A 21,127-nucleotide genomic window follows, 5' to 3' on the forward strand; every position below is an offset into this window, starting at 1 on the left:
GATGCAACTAACCTATTGAAGTATTGACTTTTATTTCAAATTCATGCCATAAGGAAGACCATATCTTCAGCGCCGCACCTATTTCTTCGATGTTAAAAATGGGTTAACCGGCCGACGTTCTGCGGAGGGGGCGATGCTCACCAACCTAAGCGATATCGATCTGAAACTGCTGCGGGTGTTCGTCGCGGTGGCGGAAGCCCAAGGCGTCAGCGCCGCACAGGAAGCGCTGTTGATGAACCAATCCACCATCAGCACCCACCTGGCCTCGCTGGAAACCCGGCTGGGTTTTCGCCTGTGTCAACGCGGCCGCTCCGGCTTCCGGCTGACGCCCAAGGGCGAACGCATGCTGATCGCCTGCCGCTCGCTGTTCAACGCCGCCCGCGACTTCATCCGGGTCAGCCAGTCGCTGAACGGCCTGCTGACCGGCGATCTGCAGATCGGTCTGGTGGATAATCTGGTTTCGCTGCCGGGCAATCCGTTCAGTCAGGCCATCCAACACTTCCAACGCCGACATCAGGACGTGCAATTGCAGTGCCGCATCTGTTCGCCGAACGAGATTGAACAAGGGTTGCTGCACCGGCAGCTCGATCTGGGCATCGGCTACTTCGGCCAGCAGCTGGAGGCGTTGCGTTATCAGCCGTGGCTGGAGGAGACGCAGGCGATCTACTGCAGTAGGGATCACCCGCTGTTCGCGGTAGAAGAACCGGGGCGCGAGCAGATTGAAAACGCGCGCTGGGTCAAGCGCGGCTACCTGCTGGCACAGCAGCTGTGCCCGATCGCGCCGCCGCATCTGGCCGCGGTGGCCCACCATATGGAAAGCGTCGCCCATCTGGTGCTGAGCGGCACCTGTCTCGGCTATTTGCCCACCCACTACGCGGCGCGCTGGGTGGAACAGGGATTGCTGCGGCAGTTGGGCGGCGCGGCGCTCTCTTACCGCGCCACGCTCAGCCTGGTCAGCCGCCCCGTCCAGCCCGACGAGGCGCTGAACGCGCTGCTGGAGGATTTGGCGCGCGCCGCACGCCCATCACCTCATCGCTGAGAGGCCAGCGCCCGATTCATGGCAAACAGCGTGCCGGTTAAAGACAGGACGAGTAATCCGATGATGGCCCAGGCGAAAGAGGGCGCCCCGCCCTTGTCGAGCAACATGCCGCCGACCGCGCCACCGGCTGCCACGGCGGTATTCCAGCCCGTCGTATACATGGACTGCGCCACGTCGGCCGCGCGGCCGGAAAGGCGTGACAATGCCGTCTGCGTGAGGGTGGCGAAACCGCCGAAAGCCAAGCCCCAACAAGCGACGGAGAGATAGACCATCGGGATCATCCGTCCCCCACTCCCCAGCAGCACGGCAGCGAGAGCAAAGATGACGATACTCATCACCGTAAGAGATTGGACTCGCCGATCGACCAGCATCCCGGCGACGCCCAATCCGGCAATCGCGCCCAGCTCGAAGATAAACAGAACGATATCGACCCGCTCGGACAACCCCGATGGCTTGAGGAAAGGCTCCAGGTAGATATACAGAATGTTATGGGCAACGATGAAGGTGAACACCACAAACAGCACGGCGCGGATCCCCCGTTGCAAGAATACGCCGCTCAGAGACGGCCGATGCGCCTTAGCCTGACCGGGGAAATCCGGCACGATGGCGATGATCCACACCACGAGCACCAGCGCCATCAACGTCATCAGACCAAAGGCGCCCTGCCAGCCGATGGCTCGGCCAAGCAACGTACCGAGCGGTACGCCAAGCACCAACGCCAGAGTGGCGCCGGCGCCGGAGATCGCAATAGCGCGGCCGCCAAGGTGGGCCGGTGACATGCGCACCGCATAACCGGCCAGCAAGGACCAAACGATGCCGCCGAAAACGCCGGCGAAGAAACGCGTCGCCAATGAGACGTGATAATCGTTCGACAGCGCCGTGACGAGGTTAACGATGGCAAAACCGCCGATCGCACTCAAGAGCAAGGGGCGGCGCCGCATGCCCTGCGTCAATGCGGTGAGCGGAATAGCGGCGACCAACGCGCCCACCGCATAGGCGGTGATGAACTGCCCCGCCAGGCTTTCAGATACGTTCAAATCGCCCGCGATCGAAGACAGCACGCCCGCCGGCATGATCTCGGTCAGCAGCGTGATAAAAGCGGCCATCGCCAACGCCAGCAGGCCGCCCAGCGGCAACCGATCGATGCCCTCGGCAGGCGCAGATATCGTCGTTTGATTCATTAATCACTCCCCATTCAAAGATGTTTCCGCCCATCGCGGATGACGTTTGCATCATGCTGCCCACTCGCTGATAAAAGAAAAACAGGCTAAAGTGAACAACACTCATGACATAAAGTTCATCAATAGAATGGAAGCCTATGGAAAGTCTGGGTTCTCTCGACGTTTTCGTGCGCGTCAGTGAAAGCCGAAGTTTCACGGCGGCCGGGCAACAGCTGGGGATCTCCGCCTCGGCGGTCAGCAAGACCATCGCCCGGCTGGAGGAACGGCTCAGCGTGCGCCTGTTTCACCGTTCTACCCGCACGGTCAACCTGACACCGGAAGGGGCCTTGTTTCTGGAAAGGTGCCGACGCATTTTGAGTGAGGTGAAAGAGGCGGAAGCCGAACTGTTGCAAACGCGGGGAACACCTCAGGGCAAGCTGCGCATCAGTCTCCCGTCGCTGGGCACGCTTTTCATGCCAAAACTGGGGGACTTCAAGCGCCGCTATCCTGAGATCGAGCTGGATATTGATTATTCGGATCGGCTGGTTGACGTGATTGAGGAAGGTTTCGATGCCGTTATCCGCAGCGGAACCCCGAGCGATTCACGGCTGGTTGCCCGCCGGCTGGGTACCTGCCGCAAGGTTTTCGTTGGCGCACCGGGTTATTTCAGCAAAGTGGGTATGCCGCGCAAGCCCGAGGATCTGACAAGCCATGCCCGTTTGCATTATCGCTTTCCCAGCACCGGCAAACTGGATGTCTGGCCGCTGGGAGACAAGACGGAGATAATCCCCGAACGGCCGGCCAGCATGGTGACAAATACCCTCGATCCGCAGGTATGCTTCGCCGAACAAGGGCTGGGCATCGCTTATTTGCCGGAGATCGCCGTGCGCAGACAGCTGGAACAGGGCAGCCTGGTGACGGTTTTGGATGACTACGACCGCGAGAACATGGTTTTTCATGTCCTCTGGCCGTCGGGCCGCCACCTGTCAGTCAAAATCAGGCTGTTCGTCGACTTTGTGACGAGCCACCTTTTCCCGCTTTAAACAACGTATGCCGCCTTAACTGACCGGCATACGCGCCGGATCGGGATACTGGTACTCAAAACCCAGCTCGTTGCAGATGCGGTTGCCGTCCACCAGCCGCTCATCCTGATCCGCTTCGTCGGCGAACTGCGGCGGCGCCAGGTGCAGCTGTTCGGCCAGCGCAGGATAAAATTCGCGTTTGGCCGGATGATGCGGCGCGCACAGGTTGTACACGTGACCGCCCCTCGGCAGCTTCAGCAGCAGTTGGATGGCGGCGATGACGTCGTCCTGGTGCACCAAATTCACCCCCTGCGACCCGCCCTTCACGTCGAGTTTGCCCGCCAGGAAGCGGCCGGGGTGACGATCGGCGCCCACCAGCCCCGCCAGCCGCAGAATGTCCACCGAGGTGTTCGGCAATTCATGCAGCCAGCGCTCCAGCTCGGCCAACACCCGGCCCGACGGCGAGACCGGCCGCAGCGGCGACTCTTCGCGCAGCGTGCCGGCAGTTTCGCCGTACACCGAGGTGGAACTGGTAAAGATCACCCGCGGCACGCCAAAGGCCATCGCGCTGTCCACCAGCATGCGCACCGCATTGAAATAGTTCTCGCTGCCTTCGACGGTACGGCGAGCGGGCAGCGTCACCACCAGCGCATCCACACGCAGCAGCGATTCCAGATCGTCCGGATCGCACACCAGCTCCGGCGTCAGCTCCAGTTGATAGCATTCAATGCCGCTCATGCGCGCGGCCTCGACGCCGTCCGGCGTGGTTTTGCTGCCGACCACATCATACCCGCGGCCCATCAGCGATAACGCCAACGGCATGCCCAGCCAACCTAAACCAATAATGGCTACCTTTTTCATCCTCTTCCTCTCCTGAAGATCGCAGCGCCCTGCCCCTAAGGCTACGCCACTGTACACGGCGATACAATCTGCCCGGCTTAAGGTTAGGTAAAGCCGTGTGTGGCTAATAACTCAACCTGTTTCAATAAATTAAATTTATGACGTTAAAAAAGGGTTGCACGGTGGACAGCGGATAGTTTAGCTTAATTGGCATACGGTTTTTACCGGCTTTTGATTAGAGAAAAACACCATGACACGCGTTCAGTTCAACCACCATCATCACCATCACCCTGACTAGTCTTTCAGGCGATGTGTGCTGGAAGACGGTTTGTTAATCTTCCAGTGGCGCGCAGAACGCAAGAGAGAGCCCTCGGAAGATTTCTTCCGAGGGTTTTTTTTTGGCTCCGGACAGACAGAAAAGAAATTTTTTTACAATAAATTCAAAAAATTACAGATTAAACAGAGGTTACCATGCTGGACAAGACACGTTTACGGATCGCAATGCAGAAGTCGGGCCGCCTGAGCGATGAATCCCAGGAACTGCTGGCACGCTGCGGCATCAAGATCAACCTGCAGCAGCAGCGTCTGATCGCCTTCGCCGAAAACATGCCGATCGATATCCTGCGCGTGCGCGACGACGACATCCCGGGCCTGGTGATGGACGGCGTGGTCGATCTCGGCATCATCGGCGAGAACGTGCTGGAAGAAGAGCTGCTCAGCCGCCGCGCCCAGGGTGAAGACCCGCGTTACTTCACCCTGCGCCGCCTCGATTTCGGCGGCTGCCGCCTATCGCTGGCCACCCCGCTCGACGCCGAATACGCCGGCCCGCAAAGCCTGCAGGACGCCCGCATCGCCACCTCTTACCCGCACCTGCTGAAGCAATACCTCGACAAACAAGGCGTGCGCTTCAAATCTTGCCTGCTGAACGGCTCGGTGGAAGTGGCGCCGCGCGCCGGCCTGGCCGACGCCATCTGCGATCTGGTCTCTACCGGCGCCACGCTGGAGGCCAACGGCCTGCGTGAAGTGGAGGTGATCTACCGCTCCAAGGCTTGTCTGATCCAGCGCGACGGCGAAATGCCTGAAGCCAAACAGCAGCTGATTGACCGCCTGATGACCCGCATTCAGGGCGTGATCCAGGCGCGCGAATCCAAATACATCATGCTGCACGCGCCGAGCGAGAAGCTGGACGAGATCGTCGCGCTGCTGCCGGGCGCCGAACGCCCGACCATTCTGCCGCTGGCCGGCGCGCAGAATCGCGTGGCGATGCACATGGTCAGCAGCGAAACCCTGTTCTGGGAAACCATGGAAAAACTCAAAGCGCTCGGCGCCAGCTCGATTCTGGTGCTGCCGATTGAAAAGATGATGGAGTAACGCCATGTCGACCTTCAACACGCCGATCGATTGGGCAACGTGCAGCGCCGAACGCCAGGCCGAGCTGCTGATGCGCCCGGCGATTGCCGCCTCCGACAGCATCACCCGCACGGTGAGTGAGATCCTCGACAACGTGAAGGCCAATGGCGATCGGGCGCTGCGCGACTACAGCGCCCGTTTCGACAAGGCGGAAGTCTCGGCGCTGCGCGTCAGCGCCGAGCAGATCGCCGCCGCCGCCGCGCGGTTGGGTGATGACATCAAACAGGCGATGGCGGTGGCCGTCGCCAACGTGGAAACCTTCCACAACGCGCAGCGACTGCCGCCGGTGGACGTCGAAACGCAACCGGGCGTGCGCTGCCAACAGGTGACCCGCCCAATCGACTCGGTGGGCCTGTATATTCCCGGCGGATCGGCGCCGCTGTTCTCCACCGTGCTGATGCTGGCGACGCCGGCGCGCATCGCCGGTTGCCGCCGGGTGGTGCTGTGCTCGCCGCCGCCGATCGCCGATGAGATCCTGTATGCGGCGCAGCTGTGCGGCGTGCAGGAAGTGTTTCAGGTCGGGGGCGCGCAGGCGATCGCCGCCCTGGCGTTCGGCACCGAAAGCGTGCCGCGCGTGGCGAAGATCTTCGGGCCGGGCAACGCCTTCGTGACCGAAGCCAAGCGGCAGGTCAGCCAGCGCCTCGACGGCGCGGCCATCGACATGCCGGCCGGCCCTTCTGAAGTGCTGGTGATCGCCGACGCCGGCGCCACCCCGGCGTTCGTCGCTTCCGATCTGCTGTCGCAGGCCGAACACGGCCCGGATTCGCAGGTGATCCTGCTGACGCCGGACGCGGCGATGGCGCAGGCGGTGGCCGAAGCGGTGGAAAGCCAACTGGCCGAGCTGCCGCGCGCCGACACCGCACGCCAGGCGCTGGCGAGCAGCCGCCTGATCGTAGCGCGCGATCTGACTGAGTGCGTGGCGATCAGCAACCGCTACGGCCCGGAGCACCTGATTATTCAGACCCGTAATGCGCGCGAACTGGTGGACGGCATCACCAGCGCCGGTTCGGTATTCCTCGGCGACTGGTCGCCGGAGTCCGCCGGCGATTACGCCTCCGGCACCAACCACGTGCTGCCGACCTACGGCTACACCGCCACCTGCTCCAGCCTGGGGCTGGCCGATTTTCAAAAACGCATGACGGTGCAGGAGCTGACGCCGCAGGGCTTCAGCAACCTGGCCGCCACCATCGAGACGCTGGCTGCCGCCGAGCAGCTGATCGCCCACAAGAACGCCGTGACCCTGCGCGTCGCCGCCCTGAAGGAGCAAGCATGAGCATCGAAAAACTGGCGCGCGCCAACGTTCGCGAGCTGACCCCTTATCAATCGGCGCGCCGCCTCGGCGGTAAGGGCGACGTGTGGCTGAACGCCAACGAATACCCGATCGCACCGGAATTCCAGCTGACCGCGCAAACCTTCAACCGCTATCCGGAGTGCCAGCCGGCGCAGGTGATCGAACGCTACGCCGCCTATGCCGGGGTCAAGAAAGAGCAGGTGCTGGTCAGCCGCGGCGCCGATGAAGGCATCGAGCTGCTGATCCGCGCCTTCTGCGAGCCGGGCAAAGACGCCATTCTGTTCTGCCCGCCGACCTACGGCATGTACGCCGTCAGCGCCGAAACCTTCGGCGTGGAGCGCCGCACCGTGGCCGCCAAAGAAGACTGGCAGCTGGATCTGCCGGCCATCGCAGACAGCATGGACAACGTGAAGCTGATCTACGTCTGCAGCCCGAACAACCCAACCGGCAACCTGATCGACCCTGACTCTCTGCGCAGCCTGCTAGAGCTGGCCAAGGGCAAGGCGATCGTCGCGGTGGACGAAGCCTATATCGAGTTTTGCCCGCAGGCCACGGTGGCCGGCTGGCTGAGCGACTATCCGCACCTGGCTATCCTGCGCACGCTGTCGAAGGCCTTTGCGCTGGCCGGCCTGCGCTGCGGCTTTACGCTCGCCAATGAAGATCTGATTGCCCTGCTGCTGAAGGTGATCGCGCCTTACCCGCTTTCGACGCCGGTGGCGGATATCGCCGCGCAGGCGCTGAGCGAAGAAGGTATCCGCACCATGCGCCAGCGCGTCACCGATATCGCCACCACCCGCAGCTGGCTGCAGCAACAGCTGGAGAAATGCGCCTGCGTCGAGCAGGTTTTCGCCAGCGACAGCAATTACCTGCTGGCCCGCTTCACCGCCGCAAGTAATGTGTTTAAAAGCTTGTGGGATCAGGGCATTATCTTACGAGACCAAAACAAACAGCCCGGGTTGTCCGGCTGCCTGCGCATCACCATAGGCACCCGCGACGAATGTCAACGCGTGGTGGACGCCTTGTCCGCCCTACCCGGCGCCAACCCGACTCGCCAGGAGCCAATGTGAGCCAAAAAATCCTCTTTATCGATCGTGACGGCACGCTGATCGCCGAGCCACCGGAAGATTTCCAGGTTGACCGCCTGGACAAGCTGGCGCTCGAGCCAGACGTGATCCCTTCCCTGCTGGCGCTGCAACAGGCGGGGTATCAGCTGGTGATGATCACCAATCAGGATGGGCTCGGCACCGCCAGTTTCCCTCAGGAAACCTTCGATCCGCCGCACAACCTGATGATGCAGATCCTCAGCTCGCAGGGCATTCAGTTCGCCGATGTGCTGATCTGCCCGCACCTGCCGGCGGACAACTGCGACTGCCGCAAGCCGAAAACCGCGCTGGTGAAGGGCTACCTGGAACCCGGCGTGCTCGATACCGCGCACAGCTACGTGATCGGCGATCGGCCGACCGACGTGCAGCTGGCAGAAAACATGGGCATTCAGGGGCTGCGCTACCAGCGCGGCGTGCTGGGCTGGAAAGAGATCGTGCGCCAGCTGACCCTGCGCGACCGTCATGCGCGGGTTAACCGCGTGACCAAAGAGACGCAGATCGATGTCAACGTCTGGCTGGATCGCGAAGGCGGCAGCAAAATCAAAACCGGCGTCGGCTTCTTCGACCACATGCTGGATCAGATCGCCACCCACGGCGGCTTCCGCATGGAGATCGACGTCAAAGGCGACCTGTATATCGACGATCACCACACCGTAGAGGACACCGGCCTGGCGCTGGGTGAAGCGTTGAACAAGGCACTGGGCGACAAGCGCGGTATTGCCCGCTTCGGCTTCGTGTTACCGATGGACGAATGCCTGGCGCGCTGCGCGCTGGATATCTCCGGCCGCCCGCACCTGGAGTACAAGGCCGAGTTCAACTATCAGCGCGTCGGCGATCTCAGCACTGAAATGGTCGAGCACTTCTTCCGCTCGCTCTCCTACACCATGGGCTGCACGCTGCACCTGAAGACCAAAGGCAAAAACGACCACCACCGGGTCGAGAGCCTGTTCAAAGTGTTTGGCCGCACGCTGCGCCAGGCGATCCGCGTCGAGGGCAATACCCTGCCGAGCTCGAAAGGAGTGCTGTGATGAACGTGGTGATTTTGGATACCGGCTGCGCCAACCTGGCCTCCGTCACCTATGCGGTGCGGCGCCTGGGCTATCAGCCGGAAGTGAGCCGCGATCCGGAGATCGTGCTGCGCGCCGACAAGCTGTTCCTGCCGGGCGTCGGCACCGCGCAGGCGGCGATGGATCAGCTGCGCGAACGCGATCTGATCGAACTGATCAGGGCCTGCACTCAGCCGGTGCTGGGCATCTGCCTCGGCATGCAGCTGCTGGCGGCCAACAGCGAAGAGAACGGCGGCGTGACGACGCTCGGCCTCATGGATACGCCGGTAAAGCAGATGACCGACTTCGGCCTGCCGCTGCCGCACATGGGTTGGAACCAGGTATCCGCGCAGGCGGGCCACCATCTGTTCCGCGGCATCGATGACGGCGCCTACTTCTATTTCGTACACAGCTATGCGATGCCGATATGCCCCAGCACCATCGCCCAGGCGAACTACGGCGAGCCCTTCACCGCCGCCGTGCAAAAAGACAACTTCTTCGGCGTGCAGTTTCATCCAGAACGATCTGGAGCGGCCGGCGCGCAACTGTTGAAAAACTTTCTGGAGATGTAGGCAGCATGATTATTCCGGCTTTGGATTTGATCGACGGCAACGTGGTGCGCTTGCATCAGGGCGATTACGGCCAGCAGCGCGACTACGGCAACGATCCGCTGCTGCGTCTGCAGGACTATCAACAACAGGGCGCGCAGGTACTGCACCTGGTCGATTTGACCGGCGCCAAGGATCCGGCCGCACGCCAGATCCCGCTGCTGCGCAAGCTGTTGGCGGGGGTTAACGTGCCGGTGCAGGTCGGCGGCGGCATCCGCAACGAGCAAGACGTCAGCGCCCTGCTGGAGGCCGGCGCCACACGCGTGGTGATCGGCTCTACCGCGGTGAAACAACCGCAGTTGGTGCAGAGCTGGTTCGAGCGCTACGGCGCCGACGCGCTGGTGCTGGCGCTGGACGTGCGTATCGACCCGCAGGGCGTGAAACGCGTGGCCATCAGCGGCTGGCAGGAAGATTCCGACGCCACGCTGGAACAGGTGGTGGAGCAGTTCCTGCCCTACGGGCTCAAGCACGTGCTGTGCACCGATATTTCGCGCGACGGTACGCTGGCCGGTTCCAACGTGGCGCTGTATCAGGCGATCAGCCGCCGCTATCCGCAGGTGGCCTTCCAGGCCTCGGGCGGCATCGGCAATCTGGACGACATCGCCCAGTTGCGCGGCAGCGGCGTTGCCGGCGTGATCGTAGGGCGCGCCCTGCTGGAAGGTAAATTTAGCGTTGAGGAGGCGATCGCATGCTGGCAAAACGGATAATCCCGTGCCTGGATGTTAAAGACGGGCAAGTGGTAAAAGGCGTGCAGTTCCGCAACCACGAAATCATCGGCGACATCGTGCCGCTGGCGCAGCGCTATGCGCAAGAAGGTGCGGACGAGCTGGTGTTTTACGATATCACCGCCTCGAGCGACGGCCGGGTGGTGGACAAAAGCTGGGTATCGCGCGTGGCGGAGGTGATTGATATTCCGTTCTGCGTCGCCGGCGGCATTAAAAGCGCCGAGGATGCCAGCCAGATCCTGTCTTTCGGCGCCGACAAGATTTCGGTCAACTCGCCGGCGCTGGCCGATCCTGAGTTGATTAGCCGCCTGGCGGAACGCTTCGGCGTGCAGTGCATCGTGGTGGGCATCGATACCTGGTTCGACAGTGAAACCGGCAAGTATCACGTCAACCAATATACCGGTGACGAGAGCCGCACCCGCATCACCCAGTGGGAAACCCTCGACTGGGTACAGGAAGTGCAGCGCCGCGGCGCCGGTGAGATCGTGCTGAACATGATGAACCAGGACGGCGTGCGCAACGGTTACGATCTGCAGCAGCTGCGCCGGGTGCGCGAGGCCTGCAAGGTGCCGCTGATCGCCTCCGGCGGCGCGGGCACCATGGAGCATTTCCTGGAAGCGTTCCGCGATGCGGACGTCGACGGCGCGCTGGCGGCGTCGGTGTTCCACAAACAAATCATCAATATCGGCGAACTGAAAAGGTTCCTGGTCGAACAAGGCGTGGAGATTCGCGTGTGCTGACAGAACAACAGAGAAACCAGCTGGACTGGGAAAAAACCGACGGCCTGATGCCGGCCATCGTGCAGCACGCCGTTTCCGGCGAAGTGCTGATGCTGGGTTACATGACGCCGGAAGCGCTGGCGACCACCGAGCAGAGCGGTAACGTCACCTTCTTCTCACGCACCAAGCAACGCCTGTGGACCAAAGGCGAAAGTTCCGGCCACTTCCTCAAGGTGGTCAGCATCACGCCGGACTGCGATAACGACACGCTGCTGGTATTGGCCAACCCGATCGGCCCGACCTGCCACCTCGGCAACAGCAGCTGCTTCCACCCGGCCGCCAGCGACTGGACGTTCCTCTATCAGCTGGAGCAGCTGTTGGCGGAGCGCAAGCACGCCAGCCCGGACAGCTCGTACACCGCCAGCCTGTACGCCAGCGGCACCAAGCGCATCGCGCAGAAGGTCGGGGAAGAAGGTGTGGAAACCGCGCTGGCCGCCACGGTCAACGATCGCGAAGAGCTGACCAACGAAGCCTCGGACCTGATCTATCACCTGCTGGTGCTGCTGCAGGACCAGGATCTGGATCTGAGCGCGGTGATCGGCCGGCTGCGCGAAAGGCATCAGAAAAAAGCGTGACGTTAAATCACGCGCAATAAAAAGCCGCCGGGCGTTAACCTCGGCGGCTTTTTTTATCGTTCAACGAGCGGGCTTATTCCATCCATTCGGTATGGAACACGCCTTCCTTATCGATACGTTTGTAGGTGTGCGCACCGAAGTAGTCGCGCTGCGCCTGGATCAGGTTCGCCGGCAGTACCGCAGAACGGTAGCTGTCGTAGTAGGCGATCGCGGCGGAGAAGGTTGGCGTAGGGATACCGTTCTGCACGGCGTAAGCCACCACGTCACGCAGCGCCTGCTGGTACTCGTCAGCGATTTGCTTGAAGTATGGCGCCAGCAGCAGGTTGGCGATATCGGCATCCGCCGCGTAAGCGTCGGTGATCTTCTGCAGGAACTGGGCGCGGATGATGCAGCCGGCGCGGAAGATCTTGGCGATTTCGCCGTAGTGCAGATCCCAGTTATTTTCTTTAGAAGCGGCTTTCAGCTGTGAGAAGCCCTGTGCGTAGGACACAATCTTACCCAGATACAGCGCGCGACGCACTTTCTCGATGAATTCGGCTTTGTCGCCGCTGAACGGCGCCACTTTCGGGCCAGTCAGCACTTTAGACGCGGCAACGCGCTGGTCCTTCAGCGAGGACAGGTAGCGTGCGAACACCGACTCGGTGATCAGCGACAGCGGTTCGCCCAGATCCAGCGAGCTCTGGCTGGTCCACTTGCCGGTGCCTTTGTTGGCGGCTTCGTCCAGGATCACATCGACCAGGTATTTACCCTCTTCGTCTTTCTTGGTGAAGATGTCTTTGGTGATGTCGATCAGGTAGCTGTTCAGTTCGCCCTTGTTCCATTCGGCGAAGGTTTCGGCCAGCTGCTCGTTGCTCAGGTTCAGCGCCTGCTTCAGCAGGGAATAGGCTTCGGCAATCAGCTGCATGTCGCCGTATTCGATGCCGTTGTGCACCATCTTCACATAGTGGCCGGCACCGTCAGCGCCGATATAAGTCACGCAAGGCTCGCCTTCCGCGACCGCAGCGATTTTCTCCAGGATCGGTGCCACCAGCTCGTAAGCTTCTTTCTGGCCGCCAGGCATGATGGAAGGCCCTTTCAGCGCGCCCTCTTCACCGCCGGAAACGCCGGTGCCGATGAAATTAAAGCCCTGGTCGGACAGTTCGCGGTTACGACGGATGGTGTCCTGATAGTAGGTGTTGCCGCCATCGATCAGGATATCGCCCTTGTCCAGGTGCGGAGTCAACGAGGCAATGGTTTTATCCGTCGCTTCGCCCGCTTTCACCATCAGCAGGATGCGGCGCGGTTTTTCCAGCGATTCGACAAACTCTTCTACGGTGTAATACGGCGCCAGATTCTTGCCCGGGTTCTCAGCGATCACTTCGTCAGTTTTGTCGCCAGAACGGTTGAAAATGGAAACGGTGTAACCACGGCTCTCGATGTTCAGCGCGAGGTTGCGGCCCATTACCGCCATGCCGACAACGCCGATTTGTTGCTTGGACATTTAGGAACTCCTGTCTGAGGATGACCCTGCCGGCAACGTCGGCCAGCAGGTTTTGTGATGTGGCACACATGTTAACTCAGGATTGAGCCGCGTGGGTAGTGATTGGTGCGATAGGTCGACACTCTCGTGAGGTTGATAAGACAATTTTATCTATTCAACGCTTGTTTCAAGCAAAAACGCAAAGCGCTGGTAACGTGCCAGATAAAATGTTTAGAAAAAAGTGAGCGACTGCGCATTTGAGCAAGATGCAATGCTTTAAATTGAGGCAAATAAACGACGTTTATCCCTAACTCCCGCCTCGCTCGCCAGCAAATGTCAAGATCTTCACAGTACATGTAGTAGCGCGTATCAAATCCTCCCAGCTCTCGATAACATTGGGCACTAAACAGCAAAAATGAGCCTGCCGCCCATTCAACTTCGGTATCCTGGGTAATTTTATTCTTGTCGTAGATAGACTTATTCTTCTGCACCAAGAATGAAACGACAAAGCTGCTAATGGTTGGAAAATGCCTTATCCCCTTGTCATAAAAAGTAAAATTTTTATCGTTGAAAAGATTGATCGCAACTATCGGGTATGAGTTATGTTCCGCATGCGACAGCAGCGCTGCCAGCACGGTCGGTTCGATAAAAACATCGGGGTTAAGCACCAGAAAGCGATCCTCATCTCGCATTCCAAGCTCTTGCTGGCACCAAGTGAAAATATAGTTATTGTTTGCGCCAAAACCCATAGGCTGATCAACAAGATAATGAATGCCAGAGTCCTGACAATATTCCTGAAGTTCACGCTGTGGCTTGTTATCTTTCAAAACAACAATGTAATTTTTTGAAGCCAGCAGTTTTAGGCATCCATCGGCAATGATCATGCTGCCATGACCGTGAGATATAACTGAAATGAAGCACCGACATGGCTTAACTAAAGATTCAGGCATAAAAACTCTAATATAAGAAATACAAGGAAACAGTTCTCGTAATGGTTGTTCTTGCAACCGCAAATTTTAGCAAGAAAAGCTGCCAAAGCATAAAGCGACGGGATCTTAACATCCTCTCCAAAAATTTCTTATCCTCTTTTTTGAGCCCCTTACCGTAAATCTCATAGAAACTTACCGCCTGCTCAATCACTAGCCGATTCTGATGTGCAACTGAGGACAGTCGCATAAATTTCGCCAGAATACGTTTCAATCCATAGCCACTGCTGCCAACCACGTTATTCGCATGTTGCCGATACTTGATCAAGCGTTCAGGAAGGAATACCAAGCGTCCAAAAGTGATGGCCAGCAATCCCAGCCACCAATCATGCATCAACATATGCTGACTAGGGCGAAGATGCTTAAGCAATGCTCGATTCACCATCACTGTTGCACCCTGGATGCAGTTTTGGAAAATCAAGCGAGGGAACACCAACTGCTGTACAGGATTAAGACGCTCATTTTGTAAAAAAGAAGCGTTCAAGAAACGAAGTTCGCTATCGACTAATTCAGCATCTGAAAAGATCAATAAAGGCTGAGAATCATCTCCGATTTGGCTTACTACGCGCTGATAATGTTCAATCTTATCAGTTACCCAAACGTCATCCTGATCGCTTAAAAAGACGTTAGCTGCCGTCGTCAAAGAAAGCGCATGCAGAAAATTATGCGCGGGTCCTTTTGGACCCGCAACACGCTGCTGTACATCGAACTGAACTGATGTCGTTGCAGCGAAATCAGCAACCAATTTAAGCGTATTGTCCGTAGAACCATCGTCACTGACAATGATCCTTTGCGGACAGATTGTCTGGCTTACAATCGAGGCAAGCTGCTCGACAATGTAGCGTTCACCGTTGTAAGTACAAACTACAACTTCGTACTCAAACACTTATCGAGCTCCCGGCAGATAAGATTTTACCGTCCATTTTATTTTTCGAAGCAAGGAAAAAATCGCAGGATACTCACGATGCAATTTATTGATAACACGCTGACGAAAATGTGCATACCGATTTAGAGAGGGAATTCCCACCTGCCCACTCAACGGTACCTGACGCAAAGACTCCTCATAGAAGAGCCAAAAACGCTCGGTCTGCGCCTTAAGTAAGGTAACCGAGGTAATAACTCCCGATGCAATAAGCTGCTCGCATGCTGCTGCAAACTCTTTGGAACTGCTTTCCCAATCCGGCCACTTTTCAGCGGTAGCCAAAGCATTTGCTTTCAATTGAGCCAGCTCATTAGGGTTATCCTTAAGGCGATTTATAAATTCGATGATTTCTTGGTTTTGGCGACTGAAAGATACCAGTCCATTGACATTATGCTCAATATATTCGTCGTAGCCGGTCACATCATAACTGATAGAGGTTCCACCGGTATGATAAATCTCCAACGGTGGGCCAAACATTCCTTCAACAGTGGAAAGTTTAACCAAAACATCGCAAGAGGCGTAAATACTACCGATCTCAGAAATTGGCACGCGGCTAAACAGGCGATCAACATTCGGGTAAGCGCCAATTTCTGTAGATGTGACAAACCAGACCTCATCAGCGCGAGACTGTCGGCATAACTCCACCGCAAGTTCCGTATTTTTAAAGCTAACGTTTAACGGACCTTCCACTAATACACGCAGCTTTTCAGGCGCTCGAGGCACTTTGGGTTTAATCCCATCGTTAAAATAATCCTTGCTTATCCCATTTCGGACCAATAACGCATCTTGGTCAAAATGCTCTTTAAGGTATTCTTTAATCCATGTTGCTTCAGTGATAAAATTAACTTGCAAACTGTAGGTAAGATCGACAAGCGTGCGTAAAGTTACCTCACCTTCCGGATAGAAACGCGATTCGATGGATTGAACAAAAAATGCATATTTCTTCGCATTGATTTTATGAAGATAAAATACAGTACGCCACCAGGTCGCAATAACCAGATCAAACTGTTTGTCAGCAGCTTCAGAATAATCCATCCAGGTCATTTTTTCTGCACCTGGAAACCACTGCAATCGCTTATCGTTCGGTTTATCCTCAGTGATAATCGTGATATCGTCACCATTCTTTCGCATACGTGTAGCATGCTCAAAAATGACATTAGTGCCGCCACTGATATCCGGACTCCATAGTAAAAAAGCAATTTTACTCATTATTTAGCCCCTTTAAACTTTATTCTTTTCACCAAAAAATAAGGATATTTCAAGTACCACACGCCATTCGCATGAAAATCCAAAGGTTTCCACCAAGCAGAACCAAGGGTATGTCTAGGATTTCTCACCAAGCGCTTAAAATAAGACAGAGGGGAGCGTCTGCTCTGCCCAAAGGAGCTAAAGTTGAATACTCCAAAATTCTCATAGTGTTTGATTAACGAAAACTTTTCTCGTTCGACCCGGCTCGGCAACATCACACCACGAAAGTAAAATTTTTTAACCGCTTTGCTGATCTCATGATCAGATAGCGAATAAGCACGCTCTATTTTTGCAAAACCATTGAACTGATGCAACGCACGCTCTTGGAATGGCGCTATTTGCTCATAGAAGAAAGCGAGCTCTGAATCGTTGTGGTCGAAAACAAAGTTATCGATACTGTCGCCATATCTCTTCAGACTGCCATGCGATGCTCCCATAAAAACTTCAAAACCGGCACGGAACTCGTTAAACATACCATCACCGAGGCGTTGCCCCCACTGATGGTCAAACAGCAACCCCTCTTTAATATTATTCTTATGGGTTTCTGCCCCATCCAAAATGCCGAAATAATAACCAGAAATATTGCGCTGGGTCGCTTTTACCAAATTATCTTGAATACTGCCCTTCCAGCCAACATCAACTACATGAACCCATTCATCATGCTTTTCCGTCATCAACGAGTCACAGTAGTCATTAAGATAGACATTCTGCTCTTTACGCTCACGCTCGTAGATAGTCTTGAAGAATTCATCATCCATTAACGCAGAAAACGCTGGTAACCCGGCGATATTCAAATGCTGCTCTTCAAAGTCCACCTGAGGGAAACGCACTTTAAACTCAGATACATAATCATCGAGATTAATGCTTTTCAAAAAGGCAGCCAGACTACATGAACCATACTGATATAATAATTTGTTGAATGTGCTACCGCCCAAAGGCCCTAATGAAGGTAGGTAGGTTGATCGACGCGACACATACATATAATGGCTAGTAATACGCGAAAAATCTTTCGGCAAGCTAGCTTGAAATTTATCAAATGCCTTTTGAAGAAACTCGCCTTCCCTTGCAAAAAAATAAACGTTTTTAGCTTTACTCATCACCAAAGACCAATAAAGCCGACGAGTGAATAAATAAATAGCACTACTTATCCAGTTGAAGCTGAAATTATCTTCAGCGATCACTTGGTTAACTTTATTCTCTACCGCAAGGCGCTCACGATCCGCCCGTAGGCTCTCATCATATCGGTGCTGTTCCACAGGTAAATGATGCGCAAACAGCCCTCTGGCTACCGACATCGCCACATCACTGTGCGCATTATCCCCCAACATGATCGTCTTTTTAACATCCAAACCTAATCTTGCAATAACCACGTCATAAGCTCGCCCTTCTTTCTTCGTTCGCTTATTTTCGCTAGAAACGAAGAATCCATCAAAAATATCATAGAATCCATGATGTTTGGCGAAATAGATAATTGACTGTTGGTCCAAATAAAAATCAGAAACCAGATAAATACGTCTACCTTTCGCTTTTTCAGCTCTCAGTATATCCAACGTTGCTACTATCGGTTTTTGCACCGATAGTTCAATAGCCAACTCTAGATCACGGCAAAAAGCGACGAAGGGCTCACTTTCAGGCAAGCGAACCACAATCTGTGCACGTTGAAGCTCATAATACAGGGCAAGAGACATATCGTCGTAACGGAACTCAGCGTCATCGCCTTGCATTTGACTACTGGCGCACAATCCCGCTTCGATTCTTAAACGTAGCGTATATAACTCCTCTACGGATAGAGAAAGACGATATGAATCCACGAGAGCAGCAGCCCACTTACGTTTCACGACCTCAGGGTGACAACTACGCTCGACTACAGTATCAAAAAAGTCGACCAGAATGGTTTCGATATTATCGGCAATCGTGACAATCATTGTAGATATAATCCATTCACAGAGTTATTGGTTCGAATTTTGCTTTGAAACGCTTTCCAGCTGTTCCTTAAGCGACTGAATAATCCGCTCTGCCTCAGACAAAGCTTGATCACGAGAACGGACCATCTCTTCCGTGTCCCTGAATGCTTGCATTCTTTCTTCAGAGATGCGCTCTGCCTGTTCTTTATACCGTGTTACTTCATTGATTCTTTCTTCAGCTTCAAGCAACAACTGCCAACGTTGTTCAGCCAGGCGTTCTGCAAACTCTAAACTTTGGCGCAATGGATAGACCAATTCTTGGTCATATTCTATGCGACTCATACCTGTAAATAGCGTATTCTTATTATAAATAGCATCAGCATTAGATGAAATCGCAATGAAAGAGCCATTCATTACGTTCTTGTTTTTTGCATCAAATACCGTAGGCGGCATCTGTTGATCTTGAAACGTATGCACTATAGAGACGAGTTCTTGAGCGATAACAGCAATATCAACATGCGCGAATTGGGCTTGCAACAATGATTTCAGGGCATCCAAAGAGAAGGCCTGAATATGGTACGGGTTCGGCCCATACAAACTGACACAAAAATTCTCGTAATCTTTAGTTGGCACCGAGCAAATAAATACCCCATTTGGTTTCAACACGCGTTTGACTTCTGCAATCGCTAATTCAGGTTGCTCAAGATGCTCCAACGTTTCTAATGAGATAAATGTATCGATGCTACAGTCATCGAACGGCAAGGCTAAAATCGAACCGTGCTCAAAACGAGAATTCGTCGTATTATGCTCTTTTGCATAGGCGATCGCCTCACGATCAACATCCAACCCTGTATAACTAACTACAGCAGGGTTAGACAAGAAAATAGGTGCCGAATATCCGATACCGCATGCACAGTCAACCACAACTCCCTTGGCAAAACTGGCAACGTACTGATAACGCTGGTGATGTTCTTCTCTTAAAAACTGCAACTTAAGAAGATCGTTCTCAATCCGTTCCATACTTACCCCTTGGCCACCACAGACCAGCTATGTTCAATATCATAAATTCCAACGGCACTGAAGTTATCGGCTACAGAAAACTCACAGACCGGTACAGCTTCGTTAATTATCTGTATCCCATCTTGATCATTGACAGCTACTCGCCAGTTATAAATACCTGATAACAACTTCAATGCGGGGAAATCAATGGTCACTCGACCTTCCCGACTAAGGGGAAATGGTTCTAAGCCACGCATTGCTGTAGTCGTCCCACAGATATATACTCCATCTTTACGATAAAGATTAAAGACAAAGGTCAGCCCATCGAATTCCCCGTCACTTCCTTCATATTTATAATCGAAAGACAGTTTAACATTGTCGCCGCTTGCCAGCTCTGTTACTGAATTTCCAGACTGATCGAGAAGAGAGACATTAGCTATTTTTACCAATCTGCTACTTATTTCATTTTCAATAGCTTTATTTTCTGCATCTTGAGCTTCCACCACACTCTTCTGCATATCAGAAAGGTAATGCTGAACAGCAACATCTGCATTTCCAAAATAACGCTGCACACCTTTTTCAAGATATAGTGCACTATTACAAATATTGCGAACCTGATAATCATCGTGTGAAACGAACAGGATTGTACACCCATCGTTTCTGATTTCATTAAACTTCTTTACACATTTTCGCTGAAAACGTGAATCTCCGACAGCAAGAATTTCATCTACAATTAATATCTCAGGATCGACATGAATGGCTGTTGCAAAGGCTAAACGTGCAAACATACCGCTCGAAAAAGTCTTAACCGGCCGTTCGAGAAATTCACCAATATCGGCAAAGCTGGCTATTTTATCGAAACGCTCCGTAATTTCTTTACGCGTTAGGCCCAGAAGAGAGGCGTTCAGGTAAACGTTTTCACGCCCTGTAAATTCTGGATTGAACCCAGCACCAAGCTCTAACAAAGGTGCAATACGCCCTTTAGTAAATACACTGCCGCTTGTAGGCGCCAAAGTCCCACAAATCATTTGCAACAGAGTTGATTTACCGGAACCATTGACACCAATAATACCGACTGTTTCACCTTTTTTAATCTCAAAGTTAACGGAATCCAGAGCGACAAACTCCCTGCCCTTAGCCCCCCGATAACCCAGCAAAGCCCCCAGACGCTGCATCGGGCTGGAATAAATCTGATAAACTTTACGCAAATTTTGCGCAGAGACAACAACATTAGAGGACATCAGCAAAGCCCCTCTTTACCTTTTTGAACCAAGTTATAGCTAATACGTACAGCATAATACTTATGCCCCAATAGAGTGCATACCCTTCAAGACTGAATAATTTTCCGTACAATACAACATCGCGTAAAGCTTCTACAATAAACGTTAACGGATTAATATAAATCAGCATGCGATATTGTTCTGGAACAGCAGTGATAGGATAAAATATAGGTGACATAAATAACATTAAGGCAATGATAACTGAGACAACCTGCCCCATATCACGAATATAAACACCTAGCGATGACAAGAATAATGAAATGCTATATGATAATAAAACCAATGGCAGAATGACAATAGGGACCAATAATGCCATTAGACTAACAGGTTGTTTTAATAAAACACAAAAAATGGCGAAAACAATACATCCCATAAAGAATTGGAATAATGCGCCAAAAACAGACACCCAGCACAAGGACTCAAGAGGGAATAAAACTTTTTTTACATAGCTGACATTATATACATATATCGTTGTGGCCTTGCCAAGACACTCAGCAATAAAACCATGCGTCAGTAGACCGGTAAACATAATCAAAGTGTAATTCTCTGTCGTTGTCAGCCCCCACTTGGCTTTAAACACAAAACCAAAAATAAAGCTATAGATAGAAAGCATAATCACAGGATTTAGCAGTGACCATACTATACCAAGACTGGTCCCACGATAGCGGCTCTCAACATCCCGCTTAGTAAGATTAAAAATCAAACCTGTATTTTTCAACAATGTCTTCATA

Annotated in this window: 21 protein-coding genes and 1 other annotated feature; of the genes, 11 read left to right on the forward strand and 10 right to left on the reverse strand. The window is 54.2% G+C overall.

Features of this window, described 5'->3' with window-relative positions; genetic code table 11:
* Positions 1–133: 133 nt before the first annotated feature.
* Entirely contained in the window at positions 134–1,039 is a 906-nt protein-coding gene (locus ACJ8IL_RS22470) for a LysR family transcriptional regulator (RefSeq protein ID WP_442516849.1), read from the forward strand.
* Here ACJ8IL_RS22470 and ACJ8IL_RS22475 read toward each other — a convergent pair.
* Positions 1,030–2,220 (reverse strand): MFS transporter, encoded by a 1,191-nt coding sequence (locus ACJ8IL_RS22475; RefSeq protein ID WP_442516850.1) that lies wholly within the window; start codon positions 2,218–2,220, stop codon positions 1,030–1,032. The two genes, ACJ8IL_RS22470 and ACJ8IL_RS22475, sit on opposite strands and share 10 nt — an antisense overlap.
* 137 nt (positions 2,221–2,357) lie before the next feature.
* Between ACJ8IL_RS22475 and ACJ8IL_RS22480 the strand changes: the two genes are divergently transcribed.
* On the forward strand, positions 2,358–3,242 hold the full coding sequence (locus ACJ8IL_RS22480; protein WP_060432756.1) for a LysR family transcriptional regulator: 885 nt from the start codon (positions 2,358–2,360) through the stop codon (positions 3,240–3,242).
* A gap of 15 nt (positions 3,243–3,257) precedes the next feature.
* On the opposite strand, the gene ACJ8IL_RS22485 is transcribed toward ACJ8IL_RS22480, so the two are convergent.
* Positions 3,258–4,082, reverse strand: a complete 825-nt coding sequence (locus ACJ8IL_RS22485; RefSeq protein WP_043137858.1) for an SDR family oxidoreductase — start codon at positions 4,080–4,082, stop codon at positions 3,258–3,260.
* 229 nt (positions 4,083–4,311) lie between these two features.
* Between ACJ8IL_RS22485 and hisL the strand changes: the two genes are divergently transcribed.
* The 9 genes from hisL to hisIE all read left to right on the forward strand — a co-directional run bounded on the left by hisL (position 4,312) and on the right by hisIE (position 11,598).
* On the forward strand, positions 4,312–4,359 hold the full coding sequence (gene hisL, locus ACJ8IL_RS22490) for a his operon leader peptide (RefSeq protein ID WP_100396937.1): 48 nt from the start codon (positions 4,312–4,314) through the stop codon (positions 4,357–4,359).
* Positions 4,335–4,461: a sequence feature (His leader region), on the forward strand. Its footprint overlaps the gene before it by 25 nt.
* A gap of 71 nt (positions 4,462–4,532) precedes the next feature.
* Positions 4,533–5,432, forward strand: a complete 900-nt coding sequence (gene hisG, locus ACJ8IL_RS22495) for an ATP phosphoribosyltransferase (protein ID WP_015377256.1) — start codon at positions 4,533–4,535, stop codon at positions 5,430–5,432.
* A 4-nt stretch (positions 5,433–5,436) separates the two neighbouring features.
* Positions 5,437–6,744: a histidinol dehydrogenase gene (gene hisD, locus ACJ8IL_RS22500; protein ID WP_025302191.1), complete on the forward strand. Its 1,308-nt coding sequence runs from the start codon at positions 5,437–5,439 to the stop codon at positions 6,742–6,744.
* Positions 6,741–7,829: a histidinol-phosphate transaminase gene (gene hisC / locus ACJ8IL_RS22505; protein ID WP_404758290.1), complete on the forward strand. Its 1,089-nt coding sequence runs from the start codon at positions 6,741–6,743 to the stop codon at positions 7,827–7,829. Before hisD ends, hisC begins: the two co-directional genes overlap by 4 nt.
* Positions 7,826–8,893, forward strand: a complete 1,068-nt coding sequence (hisB, locus tag ACJ8IL_RS22510) for a bifunctional histidinol-phosphatase/imidazoleglycerol-phosphate dehydratase HisB (RefSeq protein WP_015377254.1) — start codon at positions 7,826–7,828, stop codon at positions 8,891–8,893. Before hisC ends, hisB begins: the two co-directional genes overlap by 4 nt.
* Positions 8,893–9,483, forward strand: a complete 591-nt coding sequence (gene hisH / locus ACJ8IL_RS22515) for an imidazole glycerol phosphate synthase subunit HisH (protein WP_147823015.1) — start codon at positions 8,893–8,895, stop codon at positions 9,481–9,483. Before hisB ends, hisH begins: the two co-directional genes overlap by 1 nt.
* 5 nt (positions 9,484–9,488) lie before the next feature.
* Positions 9,489–10,226, forward strand: coding sequence for a 1-(5-phosphoribosyl)-5-[(5-phosphoribosylamino)methylideneamino]imidazole-4-carboxamide isomerase (hisA, locus tag ACJ8IL_RS22520; protein WP_025302188.1), 738 nt, complete (start codon positions 9,489–9,491; stop codon positions 10,224–10,226).
* Complete coding sequence (hisF, locus tag ACJ8IL_RS22525; protein WP_025302187.1) at positions 10,208–10,984, forward strand: imidazole glycerol phosphate synthase subunit HisF; 777 nt, start codon at positions 10,208–10,210, stop codon at positions 10,982–10,984. Before hisA ends, hisF begins: the two co-directional genes overlap by 19 nt.
* Positions 10,978–11,598: a bifunctional phosphoribosyl-AMP cyclohydrolase/phosphoribosyl-ATP diphosphatase HisIE gene (gene hisIE / locus ACJ8IL_RS22530; protein WP_015377251.1), complete on the forward strand. Its 621-nt coding sequence runs from the start codon at positions 10,978–10,980 to the stop codon at positions 11,596–11,598. The genes hisF and hisIE overlap by 7 nt, the downstream gene beginning before the upstream one ends.
* 73 nt (positions 11,599–11,671) lie before the next feature.
* Here the strand turns inward: hisIE and gndA are convergent, their stop codons facing one another.
* The 8 genes from gndA to ACJ8IL_RS22570 form a co-directional block, all read right to left on the reverse strand.
* Positions 11,672–13,078, reverse strand: a complete 1,407-nt coding sequence (gene gndA / locus ACJ8IL_RS22535; protein ID WP_025302186.1) for an NADP-dependent phosphogluconate dehydrogenase — start codon at positions 13,076–13,078, stop codon at positions 11,672–11,674.
* Between the two features lie 146 nt (positions 13,079–13,224).
* Entirely contained in the window at positions 13,225–13,941 is a 717-nt protein-coding gene (locus ACJ8IL_RS22540) for a glycosyltransferase (RefSeq protein WP_080350752.1), read from the reverse strand.
* Between the two features lie 73 nt (positions 13,942–14,014).
* Positions 14,015–14,929 (reverse strand): glycosyltransferase family 2 protein, encoded by a 915-nt coding sequence (locus tag ACJ8IL_RS22545; protein WP_049295303.1) that lies wholly within the window; start codon positions 14,927–14,929, stop codon positions 14,015–14,017.
* On the reverse strand, positions 14,930–16,174 hold the full coding sequence (locus tag ACJ8IL_RS22550) for a glycosyltransferase family 4 protein (protein WP_089195694.1): 1,245 nt from the start codon (positions 16,172–16,174) through the stop codon (positions 14,930–14,932).
* Positions 16,174–18,138, reverse strand: coding sequence for an HAD family hydrolase (locus ACJ8IL_RS22555; protein ID WP_197836364.1), 1,965 nt, complete (start codon positions 18,136–18,138; stop codon positions 16,174–16,176). The genes ACJ8IL_RS22550 and ACJ8IL_RS22555 overlap by 1 nt, the downstream gene beginning before the upstream one ends.
* Before the next feature lie 24 nt (positions 18,139–18,162).
* On the reverse strand, positions 18,163–19,137 hold the full coding sequence (locus ACJ8IL_RS22560; RefSeq protein WP_089180713.1) for a methyltransferase domain-containing protein: 975 nt from the start codon (positions 19,135–19,137) through the stop codon (positions 18,163–18,165).
* Between the two features lie 2 nt (positions 19,138–19,139).
* On the reverse strand, positions 19,140–20,357 hold the full coding sequence (locus ACJ8IL_RS22565) for an ABC transporter ATP-binding protein (protein ID WP_197836362.1): 1,218 nt from the start codon (positions 20,355–20,357) through the stop codon (positions 19,140–19,142).
* Positions 20,347–21,126, reverse strand: coding sequence for an ABC transporter permease (locus ACJ8IL_RS22570; protein WP_049295298.1), 780 nt, complete (start codon positions 21,124–21,126; stop codon positions 20,347–20,349). The genes ACJ8IL_RS22565 and ACJ8IL_RS22570 overlap by 11 nt, the downstream gene beginning before the upstream one ends.
* Position 21,127: the final 1 nt, after the last annotated feature.

Origin of the sequence: Serratia sp. CY47444 (assembly GCF_052168635.1) — a bacterium.
Lineage (GTDB): Bacteria > Pseudomonadota > Gammaproteobacteria > Enterobacterales > Enterobacteriaceae > Serratia > Serratia bockelmannii.

What these genes read in the sequence shown, in the direction of transcription:
- hisF (WP_025302187.1), top strand. Translation starts at nt 10,208, where the DNA reads ATGCTGGCAAAACGGATAATCCCGTGCCTGGATGTTAAAGACGGGCAA.
- gndA (WP_025302186.1), bottom strand. Translation starts at nt 13,078, where the DNA reads ATGTCCAAGCAACAAATCGGCGTTGTCGGCATGGCGGTAATGGGCCGC.
- hisA (WP_025302188.1), top strand. Translation starts at nt 9,489, where the DNA reads ATGATTATTCCGGCTTTGGATTTGATCGACGGCAACGTGGTGCGCTTG.
- hisD (WP_025302191.1), top strand. Translation starts at nt 5,437, where the DNA reads ATGTCGACCTTCAACACGCCGATCGATTGGGCAACGTGCAGCGCCGAA.
- ACJ8IL_RS22470 (WP_442516849.1), top strand. Translation starts at nt 134, where the DNA reads ATGCTCACCAACCTAAGCGATATCGATCTGAAACTGCTGCGGGTGTTC.
- ACJ8IL_RS22550 (WP_089195694.1), bottom strand. Translation starts at nt 16,174, where the DNA reads ATGAGTAAAATTGCTTTTTTACTATGGAGTCCGGATATCAGTGGCGGC.
- hisC (WP_404758290.1), top strand. Translation starts at nt 6,741, where the DNA reads ATGAGCATCGAAAAACTGGCGCGCGCCAACGTTCGCGAGCTGACCCCT.
- ACJ8IL_RS22480 (WP_060432756.1), top strand. Translation starts at nt 2,358, where the DNA reads ATGGAAAGTCTGGGTTCTCTCGACGTTTTCGTGCGCGTCAGTGAAAGC.
- ACJ8IL_RS22555 (WP_197836364.1), bottom strand. Translation starts at nt 18,138, where the DNA reads ATGATTGTCACGATTGCCGATAATATCGAAACCATTCTGGTCGACTTT.
- ACJ8IL_RS22570 (WP_049295298.1), bottom strand. Translation starts at nt 21,126, where the DNA reads ATGAAGACATTGTTGAAAAATACAGGTTTGATTTTTAATCTTACTAAG.
- hisH (WP_147823015.1), top strand. Translation starts at nt 8,893, where the DNA reads ATGAACGTGGTGATTTTGGATACCGGCTGCGCCAACCTGGCCTCCGTC.
- ACJ8IL_RS22540 (WP_080350752.1), bottom strand. Translation starts at nt 13,941, where the DNA reads ATGATCATTGCCGATGGATGCCTAAAACTGCTGGCTTCAAAAAATTAC.
- ACJ8IL_RS22485 (WP_043137858.1), bottom strand. Translation starts at nt 4,082, where the DNA reads ATGAAAAAGGTAGCCATTATTGGTTTAGGTTGGCTGGGCATGCCGTTG.
- ACJ8IL_RS22475 (WP_442516850.1), bottom strand. Translation starts at nt 2,220, where the DNA reads ATGAATCAAACGACGATATCTGCGCCTGCCGAGGGCATCGATCGGTTG.
- hisG (WP_015377256.1), top strand. Translation starts at nt 4,533, where the DNA reads ATGCTGGACAAGACACGTTTACGGATCGCAATGCAGAAGTCGGGCCGC.
- ACJ8IL_RS22560 (WP_089180713.1), bottom strand. Translation starts at nt 19,137, where the DNA reads ATGGAACGGATTGAGAACGATCTTCTTAAGTTGCAGTTTTTAAGAGAA.
- ACJ8IL_RS22565 (WP_197836362.1), bottom strand. Translation starts at nt 20,357, where the DNA reads ATGTCCTCTAATGTTGTTGTCTCTGCGCAAAATTTGCGTAAAGTTTAT.